This is a genomic window from Lentimicrobium saccharophilum (assembly GCF_001192835.1).
Classification (GTDB): Bacteria; Bacteroidota; Bacteroidia; order Bacteroidales; family Lentimicrobiaceae; genus Lentimicrobium; species Lentimicrobium saccharophilum.
On sequence record NZ_DF968182.1, the window covers coordinates 855991 to 871526 of the forward strand.

General features: G+C 46.1%; 13 protein-coding genes. 4 read left to right on the forward strand and 9 right to left on the reverse strand.

Annotated elements, in window-relative coordinates; all coding sequences use genetic code 11:
- Positions 1–4: 4 nt before the first annotated feature.
- From TBC1_RS03050 to TBC1_RS03065, 4 genes are read right to left on the reverse strand one after another with little or no spacing between them, the layout of a single operon-like run.
- The gene (locus TBC1_RS03050) at positions 5–2104 is read right to left on the reverse strand and encodes a penicillin-binding protein (protein WP_062038355.1); all 2100 of its coding nucleotides are present in this window, start codon (positions 2102–2104) and stop codon (positions 5–7) included.
- 3 nt (positions 2105–2107) lie between these two features.
- On the reverse strand, positions 2108–2521 hold the full coding sequence (locus tag TBC1_RS03055) for an FtsL-like putative cell division protein (protein ID WP_062038359.1): 414 nt from the start codon (positions 2519–2521) through the stop codon (positions 2108–2110).
- Positions 2514–3416 carry a 16S rRNA (cytosine(1402)-N(4))-methyltransferase RsmH gene (gene rsmH, locus TBC1_RS03060; RefSeq protein WP_062038362.1) on the reverse strand — a complete coding sequence of 301 codons (903 nt, stop codon included), beginning with the start codon at positions 3414–3416 and terminating at the stop codon, positions 2514–2516. The genes TBC1_RS03055 and rsmH overlap by 8 nt, the downstream gene beginning before the upstream one ends.
- Before the next feature lie 3 nt (positions 3417–3419).
- Entirely contained in the window at positions 3420–3884 is a 465-nt protein-coding gene (locus tag TBC1_RS03065) for a division/cell wall cluster transcriptional repressor MraZ (RefSeq protein WP_062042695.1), read from the reverse strand.
- A 269-nt stretch (positions 3885–4153) separates the two neighbouring features.
- Between TBC1_RS03065 and TBC1_RS03070 the strand changes: the two genes are divergently transcribed.
- Genes TBC1_RS03070 through yihA form a run of 3 tightly spaced genes read left to right on the forward strand, consistent with a single transcriptional unit; the run spans position 4154 to position 6609 of the window.
- Positions 4154–5020 carry a 1-acyl-sn-glycerol-3-phosphate acyltransferase gene (locus tag TBC1_RS03070; RefSeq protein ID WP_062038365.1) on the forward strand — a complete coding sequence of 289 codons (867 nt, stop codon included), beginning with the start codon at positions 4154–4156 and terminating at the stop codon, positions 5018–5020.
- Positions 5021–5053: 33 nt separating this feature from the next.
- Positions 5054–5980, forward strand: coding sequence for a GNAT family N-acetyltransferase (locus TBC1_RS03075; RefSeq protein WP_062042698.1), 927 nt, complete (start codon positions 5054–5056; stop codon positions 5978–5980).
- A gap of 2 nt (positions 5981–5982) precedes the next feature.
- Complete coding sequence (gene yihA, locus TBC1_RS03080) at positions 5983–6609, forward strand: ribosome biogenesis GTP-binding protein YihA/YsxC (protein WP_062038369.1); 627 nt, start codon at positions 5983–5985, stop codon at positions 6607–6609.
- 98 nt (positions 6610–6707) lie between these two features.
- Here the strand turns inward: yihA and TBC1_RS03085 are convergent, their stop codons facing one another.
- On the reverse strand, positions 6708–7031 hold the full coding sequence (locus tag TBC1_RS03085; RefSeq protein WP_062038372.1) for an acetyl-CoA carboxylase biotin carboxyl carrier protein subunit: 324 nt from the start codon (positions 7029–7031) through the stop codon (positions 6708–6710).
- Between the two features lie 11 nt (positions 7032–7042).
- Positions 7043–8590: an acyl-CoA carboxylase subunit beta gene (locus tag TBC1_RS03090; RefSeq protein ID WP_062038375.1), complete on the reverse strand. Its 1548-nt coding sequence runs from the start codon at positions 8588–8590 to the stop codon at positions 7043–7045.
- Between the two features lie 355 nt (positions 8591–8945).
- Here TBC1_RS03090 and TBC1_RS03095 point away from each other — a divergent pair, with 355 nt between their 5' ends.
- Positions 8946–9275, forward strand: coding sequence for an MmcQ/YjbR family DNA-binding protein (locus TBC1_RS03095; protein ID WP_062038377.1), 330 nt, complete (start codon positions 8946–8948; stop codon positions 9273–9275).
- 4 nt (positions 9276–9279) lie between these two features.
- Here TBC1_RS03095 and TBC1_RS03100 read toward each other — a convergent pair whose 3' ends face one another.
- The 3 genes from TBC1_RS03100 to TBC1_RS03110 form a co-directional block, all read right to left on the reverse strand.
- Entirely contained in the window at positions 9280–9555 is a 276-nt protein-coding gene (locus tag TBC1_RS03100; RefSeq protein WP_394330750.1) for a DUF6132 family protein, read from the reverse strand.
- A 70-nt stretch (positions 9556–9625) separates the two neighbouring features.
- Positions 9626–12094, reverse strand: a complete 2469-nt coding sequence (locus tag TBC1_RS03105; RefSeq protein ID WP_062038380.1) for an endonuclease MutS2 — start codon at positions 12092–12094, stop codon at positions 9626–9628.
- A gap of 29 nt (positions 12095–12123) precedes the next feature.
- A complete protein-coding gene (locus tag TBC1_RS03110) occupies positions 12124–15486 on the reverse strand; it encodes a CHAT domain-containing protein (RefSeq protein WP_062038383.1) in 3363 nt (1120 codons plus the stop codon).
- Between the last annotated feature and the right edge of the window lie 50 nt (positions 15487–15536).

Sequence of the window (15536 nt, forward strand, 5' to 3'; positions counted from 1 at the left end):
CAGTTTATCCGAGTTCAATAACACATTGGCTTCCGGCGGTAATCCTTGATCCGGGGGGCAGCGACTGCCGTTTCACTTTCCCCTTTCCGCTTATTTTCACTTTAATCCCTGCTGATTCGAGCAGAAAAACAGCATCTCTGGCTCCCATACCGCTAACATCCGGGGTTTTGTCTGAGGCTGACTCTATGGATATCACCTTGTGAGCTGAGTCCTGACCTGAATAGGTAATCCATTCGCTTTGATTCCCTGCCGGAAAAGCTATGTTCATCTCTTTCATCAGCATTTCCAGTTCATTCCCTTTGCCTGAAGCGAGAAGGGGGAAAGTTGCGGGAATAGAATCCGTTCTTTTTATTACGGGGTCAAGGCGGGTGGCGTATACCTTATCCGCAACCTCACGGAATACCGGACCTGCAATTGAGCCGCCGTAATAGATACCCTTCTGCGGATTGTTGATGACCACAATCATTGAATACCTGGGCGCATCAGCCGGAAAATAGCCCACGAAGGAGGCTTTGTAGTTCGATTTGTTATACCCGGCATTGTTTTGTGCAATCTGGGCAGTTCCGGTTTTGCCGGCTATTTTATATATGGGATTTTTCAGGTGTGTGGCTGTTCCTGTTTCTACAACCCCCTCCATCATTGATTTTGCAAGTGCAATGGTTTCAGGATTTTTCACAATGGATGGTGAAAGGACTTCAGGCCCGAATGTTTGGATGGTTTCACCGGCCAGCCTGATTTCTTTTACGAAACGCGGCTTAACCATCACGCCGTTGTTGGCAATCGCGTTGTAAAAGGCCAGGGTCTGCAAAGGAGTAATGGCAACTTCATATCCGATTGACATCCATGGCAATGAAACCTTCGACCAGTATCTGTGTTCCGTACTCTTGATGGATGGCTTACCCTCTCCGGCAATCTCCAGCCCAAGCGGAAGGTTCAGGCGCATGGAATAGAGTTTGTCAATAAACTGCTGGGGCTTGTCTTTATAAGCTTTGTGGATGACTTTTGAAATGCCGACATTGGAGGAAAGCTCAAATGCACGTCTTACGCTGATCCTTCCATAGCCTCCATGATGGGAGTCCCGCATGATTCTGTTGGCAAATCTGACAGTCCCGCCTTCGGTATCAACGGTGTCATTCAGGCTGAGCAGGCCTTCGTCCAGTGCCGCGATGAGTGAGGCCAGTTTGAAAGTTGACCCCGGCTCTGAACTTTCTCCTATGGCATAATTGTATTTTTCCTCGTATTCTCCTTTGCTGTTTTTACCCAGGTTGGCAATGGCAAGGATATTGCCGGTGGCAACTTCCATGAGTACCACCGAGCCATGGTCTGCTTCATTTGCAATGAGCTGACGCATCAGTGCATCTTCGGCAACATCCTGTATATTGATATCGATGGTGGTAACGATGTCGTGTCCGTCACGGGGTTCAATTTCGTTTTCATCGTTCAGCGGGCGCCAGACTCCTTTACCGATCAGTTGTACAAGCCTTTGCCCTTTTTCGCCTTCAAGAATATTGCTGTAAGCACCTTCAAGACCGATGTCATTTTTCTCTCCTTCTTTATCCCACCCGATAGTGCGGAAGGCCAGCCACCTGAACGGAAGTTCCCGCTTGTTTTTGGCTTCGGCAATCAGTCCTCCCCTGTATTTTCCCAGGCGGAAAACCGGGAATTTCCTTACTTTCTTCAGGTCATCGTAGGTCACATTTCTTTTCAGCAGCAGGTACCTGTTGTTGTTCTTTCTGCCTTTTACAAGCAATTGCTTGTATTCCTGTTTGCTTCTGTCCCTGAAATGATTGGAAAGATGCCAGGCCAATGAATCAACATTTTCGAAGAAAAACTCATCATTATAATGGGTGTTGCCTGCATCGATGCGTAACTCAAATACAGGAACCGAAGCTGCAAGCAGACTGCCGTCGGAAGCCAGAATATTCCCCCTGTTGGCCTCGATTTTATCATAACGGATGGTTTCTTTTTCCGCCTTTTCGCGCCATTTATCTCCTTCAACAAATTGAATATAGGCCGCCTTGCCGATAATCGCCAGGCCAACAGCGACCATAACAAAATAGACCAGATAAACCTTCTTTAATATTTCCCGCTTATTGTTATCCATCCTCTATTTCTCTGATTGATAAATTTTTACAGGCGGTTCCAATGACTCTTTCAGTCCGCTGTTCTTCAACTTGGAAGCAACTTCCGACTGTTTGCTGTGGAACATCAGGTTCGATTTGGTTGTAATGTATTCGTAGCGAAGCTCCTGCAACTCCCTTTTAGTCCGTGATATGTCAATGATTGTTTTCTCGGCATTGTAAGAATTGGCTATATAGAATATTGCGATCAGGGTGAGAAACAGGATAAAAGGGACCTGTTTCACAAGGTTATCCCGCGTGAGAAAACTCCCGTCAACGATGCTGTGCAGTGAACTTCCCACATGCATTTTGCGGTTAAGCGTGGTGAATGCTTTCAGTCGTCTTTTGCGGGCCGGTTTTTCAACCTGTTTGGGCTTGAGTGTATTCCTGACGCTACTCATCGTTGCTCCTTTCTGCCACTCTTAGTTTGGCACTGCGTGCACGATTATTGGCGGCCAGTTCTTCCTCTCCGGCAACAATCGGCTTTCTGTTGACAGGGCGGAAAGGCGCTATAAGGTTACCGAAGAAGTCTTTGTTTTCGATGCCTTCGAAATTCCCGGTTTTCATGAAATTCTTTACCGGCCTGTCTTCCAATGAATGATAGGTCAGAACCACCAGCCGTCCACCCGGTTTCAGCACTTTCGTGGTTTGAATCAGCATTTCCTTCAGGACATCCAGTTCGGCGTTTACTTCAATGCGCAATGCCTGGAAGACCCTGGCAAAGAACTTGTTTTCCCTTCCCCTTTCAGCCAGGGGCTGCAGGACGTCTTTTAGCTGTGTTGTTGTTACAATTTCCCCGGCCCCCCGTGCATCAGCAATTCTCATCGCAATACGGTAGGCATTTGGCAATTCGCCGTAATGGCGGAATATCCTTATAAGCTCATCGGTGGTATACTGATTGATCACCTGCCGGGCAGTCAATCCGGATTTCCGGTCCATCCTCAGGTCCAGTTCCGCGTCGAAACGGGTAGAAAAGCCCCTTTCTGCCTGATCGATCTGGTAAGAAGAAATGCCCAGGTCGGCGAGTATGCCGTCAACAGGAACAGCCTTGTAAAGGCGAAGAAAATTAACCAGGTATCTGAAATTCTGATTAATCAGCGTAAATCTGGGATCATCCGGGGCATTGGAAACTGCATCTGCATCCTGGTCAAAAGCGATCAGCCTGCCGGTGCTGAGCCTGCTGAGAATAGCCCGTGAATGACCACCGCCACCGAATGTGAGATCCACATAGGTGCCTGCCGGATCAATGGCCAGGCCATCAATGCATTCTTTCAACATCACCGGATTGTGATACATAAGCTAATCCTCGGTTTCGTTTATCTGCCCCATTACATCCTCGGCCAGTTGCGAAAAGTCAATGAGACTCTCGCTGATGGATGCTTCATACTTTTCTTTGTCCCAGATTTCAATCATGTTCAGGGCCGAAGCCAGAACGATATCCCTGCTGATTGATGCAAATACGGCAAGGTCTTTCGGAATCAGCAGCCTCCCGGTGTTGTCAGGCTCTATTTCCCTTACCCCTGCCATGAAAACCCTGATAAAATCATTGTTCTTCTTCACGAAACGGTTCAGTTTATTCACCCCTTTCACTGCCCTGTTCCATTCGGATTTTGGATACAATTCAAGACAGGGCTGAAAAATGCTCCGCTTCAGGATAAAACCATCGGCAATAACGGCGTCAAGCTGCGCCTTAAGGGCAGCAGGCAACATCAGCCTCCCCTTGGCGTCAACTTTACAGTCATGTACTCCAATGATTTCTACCATGATAGATTTTATCATTTTGTGGGGTAAATATAGTATGCTTTTACCACTTTTTACCACTTTTTACCACCATTGTTGATAACTTTTTGACTACCCCTGCCTGTTTCGGGAATTAGAACTTCCTAAATATTTGAATATCAATAATTAAGGGTAGGCTTACCAAGGGTCTACCCTCCGGAAACTTAAATGCAGTATTTTGAGGGGTAAGGGATTACCGGGTAAGGCCGATTTTCATAAATTTGTATAAATTTTTAAGAAGAAATTTTTTCGATATGACGGAGTTTCCGGATCGGGTAGATAAAAATTCAGAGCCAGGTTTTATTAATCTGGAGCGGGTTATTGCGGGTAAAAACCCCCGCTTGCTTAAAATATTGCCGAAATTTATCATCAGCTATCTGAAACGCGTTATTCATCAGGATGAGCTGAATAAAAGCCTGAATGATCACAAGGACAAGGTAGGTCAGCCGTTTCTTGAATCCATACTCCGGGATTTTGGCGCGAACATAGTTATCAGGGGCGAACAGAATCTCCTGAAATCCGAACGCATTGTGGTTGCCTCAAATCATCCGCTGGGTGGTCTTGACGGAATGGCACTGATGTATGCAGTTGGTAAAGTCAGGCCTGATATCGTGGCACCCGTGAACGATTTCCTTATGCATCTTCCCAATCTTAAACAATTGTTTATTCCTATAAACAAGCATGGGTCAAATGCTGAAAATATCGAGCTGTATGATGAAGCCTTCGCCTCCGACAGGACTATTCTTTATTTTCCTGCCGGCTTGTGTTCACGGAAAATAAAGGGTGAGATTATTGACCTGGAGTGGAAGAAGACCTTTTTGAGTAAAGCAAAAAAATTCAACCGCGACATCCTGCCGGTGCATATCAGCGGAAGAAATTCTGATTTTTTTTATAATCTGGCCAATGTTAGAAAATTTCTGGGCCTGAAAGCCAATATTGAAATGCTTTATCTTGTTGATGAGATGTACAGGCAAAAAGATAAAGATATTGTCATTACTTTTGGCGAACCGGTCCCCATAGCTATTTTTGATAAGCGTTTCAGGGACGGGAAATGGGCAGCGCTGCTCAGGGAGTATATCTATAAACTGAAGGATGATCCTTCGGCCACATTCAAAATCTAAACACAGGATTGTTCTAAATTGCTAACCATGAAGATGGAACAGATTATACCGCCGGTTGACCGGGAGTTGCTTGAAGCTGAATTGACTGCCGAAAGAATGATACGGAAAACCAATTCAGGGAATAACCAGATATATATCGTCAATCATTTCAATGCACCCAACGTTACCCGTGAGATCGGGCGGTTGCGCGAAATTACCTTTCGTGATGCCGGTGGAGGGACAGGGCTGTCCTGTGACCTTGATTATTATGATACCTGCGAAAATCCTTTTGAACAGTTAATTGTCTGGAATCCGGTCGATAAGGAGATTGTGGGTGGTTACAGGTATCTCCACTGCAAATTCCTTACAAAAGGTGAAGATGGGGAATACCACACACCTACCTTTAAACTTTTTCACTATTCCAAAGAGTTTGTCGAGAACTATCTGCCTCATACCATTGAATTGGGCAGGTCCTTTGTACAACCGGCCTACCAGCCTACCAACAACATCCGCAAAGGGATGTATTCTCTCGACAATATCTGGGACGGACTCGGTGCGCTGGTGCTGATTTATCCGGATGCAAAATACTTTTTCGGTAAAATTACCATGTATCCTGATTTCAACCGGAAGGGCCGTGATCTGATCCTTTGGTTTATGAATAAGTACTTTGGAGACCGCGACCGGCTGGTTTATCCTGTTCATCCCCTGAAGATCGAAACGGATGTGACTGAACTGGAACAGGCATTCCCCTTTGATGTGTATGATAAGGATTATAAAATGCTGATACAGCAGGTGAGGGGATTGGGCGAAAATATTCCTCCGCTGGTAAATGCATATATGAATCTCTCCTCAACCATGAAGTATTTCGGGACGGCCATCAATGATGAGTTCGGGGAGGTCGAGGAGTCGGGTATTATCGTTACTATCAACGATATTTATGAGATTAAAATTGAGCGCCACCTGACCATTACTGAAAAATAGGGATGATCATTCGCACAGCAGAGTTTCATGTCAGCAATTCAGACCCGGCAAAGTGTCCTGAGCCGGTAAAGCCGGAATATGCCTTTATCGGCCGGTCAAATGTGGGTAAGTCCTCGCTGATCAATATGCTGCTTGAGCGAAAAAACCTTGCCCGTACTTCGGCAACACCCGGGAAAACCAGATTGATCAACCACTTTATTATCAATGCCGAGTGGTACCTGGTTGACCTCCCCGGATACGGTTATGCAAGAATTTCGAAGAAGGAGCGCGAAAAGTGGGAATTGATGATAAGAAAATATTTTCTGAAAAGGCCCAATCTGGTCAATACCTTTATTCTTGTTGATGCGCGTATTGAGCCTAAAAAGGCAGATATTGAGTTTATAAACTGGTTTGGTCAGGAGCAACTTCCTTTTTCTGTTGTTTTTACCAAGGCTGACAAGCTTACGGCCAATCAGCTTGCTTCAAATGTTGCCGACTTTAAAGCAAAACTTTCAGAAACCTGGGAGGAACTTCCTTCCACCGTTATTACTTCGGCTGAAACAGGTGAAGGCCGGGGTGAACTGCTAAGCCTTATCAGTAAAGGAAATGAAGCCTACGCGGCTTTTCTTGAAACAGAGCGGAAGGAATAGTTCTGCATTTTTCAGGCCCGGGGCAGGTAGGTTGCCGGGAGGCATAAATTAAAACGGGACAGTCAACGCTGTCCCGTTATAAATTTGGCAGGGTTTCTTTAATTAAGTTCAATCAGAAGGAAGTTTTTGGCCACCAGATCCCCTGTTTTCACATTGATCCTGGCAACCACTCCATCGATGGGGGCGGCGATATTATTAACCATTTTCATGGCTTCCAGTTCGAGTAGATTAGTTCCCTGCTTTACCCTGTCACCTTCCTTAACGAATACTTTGCGGATGGTGCCGGGGATAAAGGAATACACCTTATTGTAATCGACAGGTTCGTACGTTTTCCGCGCCATGAATTTTTTAGTAAGCGTGGTTTTGTACTTGATGTTGTCGATTATGATGGTTTTAAATGCCTGACTACTGTTTCCTTCCATAATGTGCTGGATTAAAATGGTGGAATTCCATGTTTTTTATTCGGACGAACTTCAATTTTCTCTGCAGAGATTTCGAGGGCGTGAATCAGCATGTTGCGGGTTTCGGCGGGTTCAACCACCGCGTCAACATAACCGTATGCAGCAGCCACATAAGGGTTGGCAAATTTCTCCTTATACTCCTTGATTTTGAGTTTACGCATCTCTTCCGGATTTTCGGCATTCTTGATCTCATTGCGGAAGATGATATTGGCGGCGCCTTCAGGGCCCATTACAGCGATCTCGGCGGTTGGCCAGGCAAAGACAAAGTCAGCCTTCAGATGGCTGGAACACATGGCGATATAACCGCCTCCGTATGCTTTGCGAAGAATCACCGTCATTTTGGGTACAGTAGCTTCAGAGTAAGCATACAATACTTTAGCGCCGTGCCTGATAACACCTGCATGTTCCTGATCAACGCCAGGAAGATAGCCCGGCAGGTCAACCAGGGTTACCAGCGGAATGTTGAAAGCGTCGCAGTAACGGATAAAACGTGCGGCCTTATCCGAGGAATCCACGTCAAGCACGCCGGCGAGCACCAGTGGCTGATTGGCGACAAATCCTGCAGTATGGCCGTTGAGGCGGGCAAAACCGATCACGATGTTGGCTGCGAACATACTTTGTACCTCAAAGAATTCCGAATCATCCACGATTGACCGGATAATATCCTTTACATCGTATGGCTGCCGCGGGTTTGTCGGGAAAATTTTATCAATATTGTAGCTCCTGGAGCGGGGAGGTTTTTTCGGGAAAGCTTCCGCCTTTTTAATGTTGTTCCAGGGGATAAAACTGCAAAGGGTTTTGATCTGGTCGAAGCATTCCTGCTCGCTTTCTGCAAAGAAATGAGCATTTCCGGTAATTTCGCTCTGAACGCGGGCCCCTCCCAGTTCTTCCATTGAGATTTCTTCGCCCAGTACGGTTTTGATAACCTCGGGGCCGGTGATAAACATCTTTGAAATCTTGTCAACAACGAAAACGAAGTCGGTGAGTGCCGGCGAATATACGGCGCCTCCGGCACAGGGACCGAGTATAACACTGATCTGCGGGATTACACCCGAGGCCTGGGTATTGCGGTAGAATATCTCTCCGTATCCGGCCAGCGAGTTCACGCCCTCCTGAATACGGGCACCACCGGAGTCGTTGATCCCGATGATGGGCACTTTCAGTTTCATGGCATGATCCATGATTTTGGTAATCTTCTTGGCATGCATATAGCCAAGCGATCCTCCGGCAACAGTAAAGTCCTGCGCGTAAATGCATACAGGGTAACCGTTTATAGTGCCCGTTCCGGTAATAACTCCGTCACCGGGCAGATATTTGTCGCCCATGTTGAAGTCCTTACCTGCATGCTCCACAAACAGGTCATACTCGTGAAATGATTTGGGGTCAACCAGCGCAATGATTCGCTCACGGGCGGTCATTTTTCCCGTTGCTTTCTGCTTCTCAATAGCTACCTGGCCACCTCCCATCAATGCATCACGCATCCTCTTTTTGAGGTCAGATGTTTTTTTGGTTAATGACATATCCGAAGATTTAGATAATGTTCTGTTTATCCCTGATTCCGGTCTGAGATACCGGCAAAGCACACAAAGGTAACATATAATTTAAATTCTGACCAACGTTGTGGATAAATAACTGGAAACTGGGATGGTCGGAGTGGTTAATGAATTGGTAAAGAGCCTGATAAAAGCCGGAAGATAAAATTAATAGTTATTGGTGCAAACGATTGAAAAAATTTGACCGGGTACAACAATATGGCTCATTCCGGCCTGAGAATTCCGGATTTGACCTGTTATGAACATGACAGCTGTTCAATGTCTGTGTAAATCATTTGGGGCTTACCATTGTTCTTTATACTTTTGTCTTTTTCACTTACCTATGAATATTGAAGAACTCCGTGACTTCTGCCTCTCACTGCCCGGGGTAACCGAGCACTTTCCCTTTGATGAGACCACCCTGGTTTTTAAAGTAAATGGAAGGATGTTTGCATTGACGGACCTTGAAGGCCCGTTATCGGTTAACCTGAAATGTGACCCTGAACTGGCCCTTGAGTTGCGTGAGCATTATCCTGCTGTGAGGCCGGGTTATCATATGAACAAACAACATTGGAATACCGTGGATATCGACGGATCGGTTTCCGATGGCCTGCTCAGGGAATGGATTATGATCTCCTATAAACTGATTTCGGAGAAAAGCAGGAAAAAGTAATCCTTCAGGAATTCTTTTCAGCGGGGTCTTCCGCTTTTGTTTTTTCCCTGATTTTAAAAATATCCGCCAGCAGGTACCCCATGGCTGCCCCCCATAAAATGCTTATATATGGATTGGATGTGATGGCGCATCCGCCTGAATTACAACCAACAAGGCGGTAATATAAGAATCCGCCGAGGGCACCAAGGATAAGCCCGGCAATATTCTTCTGTATGTTCCGGGAGGTAAGCCGGTTTTTTAGTTTTGTAAAAGTATCGTTGTTGTTTTGTGAGTCTGACATAATTTACATTTATATAATTAGTTACCTGCATATCAACAATGATGCCAACCGGAAGTTCAGCAATAGCCATTTATCTGAAGTATACCAATGTAACGCCATGGCCTCCACGTTCCAGGCTTTCATCCTCAAATTTCACAACTTCGGGTGTGTCGCGCAGGTAAGCGTGCAGGATATTCCGCAATACACCGTCACCTTTGCCGTGTAATATGCGTACTTCATTAACCCTCAGCAGAATAGCCTGATCGATGTAACGGGCAATGGCCTCCTGGGCTTCATCGGCCTTTTTCCCGCGGATATCAATGGACATTTTAAAGTCGGCCATTTTGTCATTCAATTGATGGATCACACTGACTGGCGGTTTGCTGAATCGCTGACCGGCTTCCCAGGTGCGTATTTCAGCATAGGTGGCCGGCACGAGCTTTTCGAGGCTGGTTCTGAGTTTTACCGAGCCGAAAAGTACACTTGCCTGCCTGCCCCGGATTTCCTCGATTTTTCCGACTGTTTCCTGTCCCTCAATTTTGACGAAACTGCCCTTTTTCAATGGCCCGCCGGGTTTACCTTCCTGCTTGGTCCCGGGCTCTTTATTTTGCGCAGCAATTGTATATGTTTCTGATTCGGTAATAAAGCTGGCTTCATCGCTGATCAGATCTGTTTTTGCTTTTTCAAGTTTTTCGCGTAATACGCGGGTTTTTTCCTTGTCGGCTTTGCTTTCTTTAATCTGGCGAATGGTATTTTCAATGATGCGGTTCGACTGTTCGAGCAACTGCTGTGCTTTGATTCTGGCTCCCTTCAGCATTTCATTGCGCTGTGATTCAAGGTTTTTAAGCAGTATTTCATACCGGCTTACCAATGCTGAGAGCGTTTCATCGGCAACCTTCAACTCTGCTGTTTTTTGTTCAATGAACTTTTTATCAACTTCCAGCTGAGCAAGTTGCTTCTCAAAGTCCAGTTGACTTTGACTGATTTTGGATGTGGCATTCACCAGAACTTTTTCAGGAAAGCCTATTTTTCTGGCAATTTCAAAGGCAAAGGAACTGCCGGGTTTACCGGGGCTGAGTTTAAAGAGTGGCTGCATGGCCTGAGTGTCAAAAAGCATGGCAGCGTTGAAGACGCCGGGAAATTTATCGGCCATCAGTTTCAGATTTGTATAGTGGGTGGTGATAATCCCGAAACAACCGTTTTCATTTAGTTTTTCGAGACTGGCTTCGGCCATGGCCCCACCGAGCTGAGGTTCAGTTCCTGCTCCGAATTCATCGATCAGTATCAGGGACCTTCTGTCAGAATTTTCGATGAAATTGCGGATGTGGATTAAATGGGAGCTATATGTACTCAGGTCATTTTCAAGAGATTGTTCATCGCCGATTTCAAGGAATATCTTACTGAAAATGCCGGCTTTGGAATCATCGCTTACGGGAATAAGCAAACCGCACTGAAGCATATACTGCAAAAGGCCGGCAGTTTTAAGGCAGACCGATTTACCGCCTGCATTCGGGCCGCTGATTACCATGATTCTCTGCGCTCCCGAAAGTTCTATGTCTTGTTCTACAATTTTCCTTCCCTGCTGTTTGAGGGCGATCATCAGCAGCGGGTGAACTGCTTTGCGCCATCGGATCATGGGCTCGTTTATCAGTTCAGGCCTTACGGCGCCGATTTCAATGGCCAGTAGCGCCTTGGCGCGGATAAAATCCATTTCGCCCAGAAAACTGTAATATTGCAAAAGGTCATTGATAAAAGGTCTGAGAAAGTCTGCCAGATCAACAAGTATGCGGGCGATCTCCTGTTTTTCCTCCACCCTGAGGTTCTGGATTTCATTATTGATTTCAAAGACTTCCGCAGGTTCTACGAAAACCGTATGCCCTGTTGCGGATGTATCGTGCACATAGCCGTTGAGCTTCCGTTTGTTTGAAGCCGGCAGCGGTATCACCAGCCTGCCGTTCCGAATGGTCAGCTCGGTGTCATCCTGGGCAATGCCTTCGCGCCTGGCCGCAGCCAGAATCTGGTTGATCCTTCGGTCGACTCCCGAAATACGGCTGCGGATCTCCTTTCTGATGCTGAATAGCTTCTCACTTGCTTTATCCCGTATTTCTGATTTGTCATCAATGATGGATTCGATTTTATTAATGATTGACTGGTCAGGGATTGCTTCTGGAGTCAATGATTTCAGGTAAGGAAAGTCTGCGGCATCAAGCCTGTTCAGATAACGGACGATTTCAGTTATGGCAATCAGCGAAAGGCGAAGCTCTGAGAGGGTTTCCGGCTCACAGAAAGTGCCGGGTACCCTGATCTGCACAAGTGCATCCGAAAGGTCGTAATAGTCCTGGGCCGGAAAGTTGCCGGTAAACCGGAGCAGATAGACCATTTCGGCAGCTGTCCCGGTCAAGCGGCCGATGGTGTTAAAATCATCCGTAAATGATGTCTGCATAGCCATTGCGGCACCTTTTCTGTTCAGGCAATAGCGTTGCAGCATAATCCGGATCTGCTGAAATCCGGTTTTAACCTCGAAATTGTCAGGGTAAATCACATTGATATTTTTATGCAAAATTAGGCATTATCGCGAAGGAAGGACGCTTATCTCCCGACGGATGCTTTTGGCCGCCTGAATCGGCGGATTAGCAGCTGGATCAGCGCAACGGTTGAAGTGATAAGGATCAGGACATAAAGGATATTCAGCCAAACAGGCCTGATGAGTGTTATCGGGTGATAATCTCCGATGGTGACATAAGCCGCCCAGTAGTAAGGATGAGACCTCAGCAAATCTCCTTCGGCAAGCATATCTAGTTTTGCCTGCCTCAATGCTTCGTCCTTGGGCAGCCCTTTGTTGAGGTAACGGTAGAAGCTGTTCACAATCTGCGCACTTGCCTGGTCTTCAACCGACCACATAGTCATCACTATACCCGGAACTCCGGCGTAGATAAAACCACGTGCAAGGTTCATTACCCCTTCTCCCTTCATCAGTTTGCCGCTTCCCGTGTTGCAGGCGCTCAGCACTGCCAGATTTGCATTGAGTTCCATTCCGAAAAGTTCATAAGTATTCAGCATGCCATCCTCGATGCTGTCGCCGTCCTGATAGAAAACCAGCTTTGAAAGCATGGGTTTCTCGCTGTTAATCAGGGTGTGCATGGCAAAATGCAGAATATTGTATTTTGAGGCCCGCTGTTTGAAAGCATGTTCCGTTGCATTTTTTCCGGTAAAGGAAGAGCCTGAGAGTACTTTTCTGATTTCCCGGATTTCATTTTCTACCCCGGGTATAGGAAGCAGATACACCGTGTTTCCCGACTCATCGGTAAAGCCGTCGGTCTCAAGGTTGGTAAGGTTGTCGTACGAGGGAGCCATTGCCAGCAGATTCCGGGTAGGTGTCTTTTCTGATCTGTTAAGCTTGTTGAACTGTAATATGGCTGAAGCGCTGTAGTTAATAATATAATCATAGATCAGGAAAGGCAATTTTCTGAAGTCCATTCCCAGGGTGTCGGGAGGCGCATTCAGCAACATGTCGAAAGAGATGAAGCTGATTTCAGCATCAGGAATAATGATCAGCTTTTTCTTATCCGTAATATGTTTTACCGGCTCAATCAAATCATTATACAACGAATAGGCTGCCCCGGTGTAGCTGATGTAGTCTTTTTTGCTGATGCTCATCAGGTCACCGGCAGAAGTCGATGAGGTAAGGGCTCTGATGTTACTGAAGAATTTTTCATCCAAAGCGCGGGTAACTACCTCAAAACGATCATGATTCAAAACGAAAATATAAAGCAGGGTGTCAGTCAGCGCATATTCTATCAATGCCCTGTCTTTATCCAGGTTTTTCCTGATGTTTTCAAGATCCAGCACAGGCTCCTGGTATTTCAGGGAGTAATAATCGGGATATTTCTCCTCCAGAATCCTGACCAGACTGTCATATCTGGTTTCCAGTTCAAATACTTTTTCCTCCCAGAATTTTATCTTCCGGCTATCCGGGCTGGTTTTCTGACGCTCTTCATATATAAACCGGTTATAGGAACCCAGGTCCAGACGGAGTTTTTTCTCATGATCCTGTACTTCAGCCGGAACACCGCCGTACTGTCTGGCTTCTACATCCTGCATTGAAGAGAGCAGCACGGTTGACTTACCTTTATCTGAATAAAGAAAGCCCTCTTCCAGATATCCTTTTTTGCCGGTAAGCTGATAGAGCTTGGTAGCAACCTTCACGGTATTGAGATATGAGTTTTTTTCATCCCCTGAAAGCAGGAATTTGCTCTCCTCATTCAGGTAACTGGACCGTAACATATCCACTACTTTTACCGAAAGTTTGTAGGTGCCCAGGCTGAGATCAAGTATTTTTTCATCGGTTTTTGCTGAGGCCTGAAGATACAATGCATCGGCTTTGGCATTAAGCGTATTGATAAGGTAACGATCGGGAATAAGCTGGCCGGGCGAAGGATTGGAGTACGGAGAAGTGTCAGTAAACCCCGGGACAATGGCAATAATGGCATTCTGATAAAATTGCAGTGCTTTGTCGGGTTGATTGTTGATCAGGTAATAATTGCCGATGTGGGTAAGATTATTGGATACCTCCCGGCTTGATTTACCATAATGGGTTTCGGAAATTGCCAGCGCCTTTCTGAACATTCCGATCCCAAGGTCCCCCATGGCTTCATTCAACTGGAAATATCCGTATCGGGTGTACAGAAGGCCGGTTTCAGGATGATCGGGCCCCAAAAGTTTAACTGCCAGATCAATTGCCCTGTTGTAGTAATCAGCAGCCTTTTCAGTATCATCCATTGCATTATAAAGACTTGCCAGGTTGCTGAAAGTCTTAATGGCGGATGGATTGTTGTCATTTTCGGGAATACTTGCAAGATAATACTTCAGGGCATTCTCAAAGTCACCTTTCTTTTCATGAATATACCCGATATTCATATTGGCTGAAAGGATCATCGGATGGCCCGGGCCAAAGTTTTCTGTTGCTATGGCCAGTACTTTGTTAAAAAAAATCAGGGCTTTTTCGTAGTCGGCCATATGGACATATGTCTGACCTTTATTCAGATAAATACTTCCAAGGTCCTGATGATTGGCTCCCACTTTTTTCAGCAGGATTTCCTCAGCACGATTATAATATGTGAGGGCGTCATTGTCTTTGTTGGCCAGAGCAAGCAACCGGCCCATATTCAGGTAAAGCATGGCCAGGTCAGGAGCGTCCTGCGCCATAATTTTTTCATTGATTCTGAGTGAATTGGTAAAAGCGGCTTCTGCTTTCTCGTAGTCTCCTTTTTGGGCATAAATAATTCCGGTATTCTGGATAAACATAGCCAGATCAGCGTCTTCAGGAATTTTCCTTTTCAGGGCCAGCTCATAGGCGCGGGTATAGGAATTAAGGGCCCCGTCATAATCGCCTTTGAAAAAGAGCAGGTTTCCCAGGCCGTTATAGGTCATGGCCAGGAGAGTGTCTTCACTGCCGCTGGCCGCAATTCTGATCTCAATGCTCTCATTAAGCAGGCCGATGGCCTGGTCGAATTGCCCGCGGTCAATCGACAACACGCCCTGTTTGTGCCTGATATCAGCCAGTAGCTGCCTGTTGGAAGAAAGGTGGCGGTCAAGAATTATTTCGGCCGTGTCAACCAGTTGACGCGCTTTGTCCGTATTTCCTTTCGACCGCTGAGCGTCAGTCATTTTCAGAAGAGTCCTGATGTACGCTTCCCATTCTTGCCTGGTTTCCAATGATCTGAGGGCAAGGCTGAAATACTTGTAAGCGCTGTCGTATTCTGCATTTTTGAGGAAGCCCCCGGCGATGATGCTGAAATCCTGCTGACTGCGGGTGTTGATAAAACCGTTTGGTGCTGGTGATGATTGCTTCTTATTGCTATCAGAACAGGCAAAGCAAAGAAATAAGAGAAGGGATGCTGCAACGATACGGTGGATAAAATATAGCGGACAATGAATGGTTTGCCTTTTCATTTTTAGCTTGGAATGAAATACAAGTCACCGGATGGGCAAATATACAAATT

What these genes read in the sequence shown, in the direction of transcription:
- TBC1_RS03055 (WP_062038359.1), bottom strand. Translation starts at nt 2,521, where the DNA reads ATGAGTAGCGTCAGGAATACACTCAAGCCCAAACAGGTTGAAAAACCG.
- TBC1_RS03095 (WP_062038377.1), top strand. Translation starts at nt 8,946, where the DNA reads ATGAATATTGAAGAACTCCGTGACTTCTGCCTCTCACTGCCCGGGGTA.
- TBC1_RS03085 (WP_062038372.1), bottom strand. Translation starts at nt 7,031, where the DNA reads ATGGAAGGAAACAGTAGTCAGGCATTTAAAACCATCATAATCGACAAC.
- TBC1_RS03070 (WP_062038365.1), top strand. Translation starts at nt 4,154, where the DNA reads ATGACGGAGTTTCCGGATCGGGTAGATAAAAATTCAGAGCCAGGTTTT.
- TBC1_RS03075 (WP_062042698.1), top strand. Translation starts at nt 5,054, where the DNA reads ATGGAACAGATTATACCGCCGGTTGACCGGGAGTTGCTTGAAGCTGAA.
- TBC1_RS03050 (WP_062038355.1), bottom strand. Translation starts at nt 2,104, where the DNA reads ATGGATAACAATAAGCGGGAAATATTAAAGAAGGTTTATCTGGTCTAT.
- TBC1_RS03110 (WP_062038383.1), bottom strand. Translation starts at nt 15,486, where the DNA reads ATGAAAAGGCAAACCATTCATTGTCCGCTATATTTTATCCACCGTATC.
- TBC1_RS03100 (WP_394330750.1), bottom strand. Translation starts at nt 9,555, where the DNA reads ATGTCAGACTCACAAAACAACAACGATACTTTTACAAAACTAAAAAAC.
- TBC1_RS03090 (WP_062038375.1), bottom strand. Translation starts at nt 8,590, where the DNA reads ATGTCATTAACCAAAAAAACATCTGACCTCAAAAAGAGGATGCGTGAT.
- TBC1_RS03065 (WP_062042695.1), bottom strand. Translation starts at nt 3,884, where the DNA reads ATGGTAGAAATCATTGGAGTACATGACTGTAAAGTTGACGCCAAGGGG.
- rsmH (WP_062038362.1), bottom strand. Translation starts at nt 3,416, where the DNA reads ATGTATCACAATCCGGTGATGTTGAAAGAATGCATTGATGGCCTGGCC.
- yihA (WP_062038369.1), top strand. Translation starts at nt 5,983, where the DNA reads ATGATCATTCGCACAGCAGAGTTTCATGTCAGCAATTCAGACCCGGCA.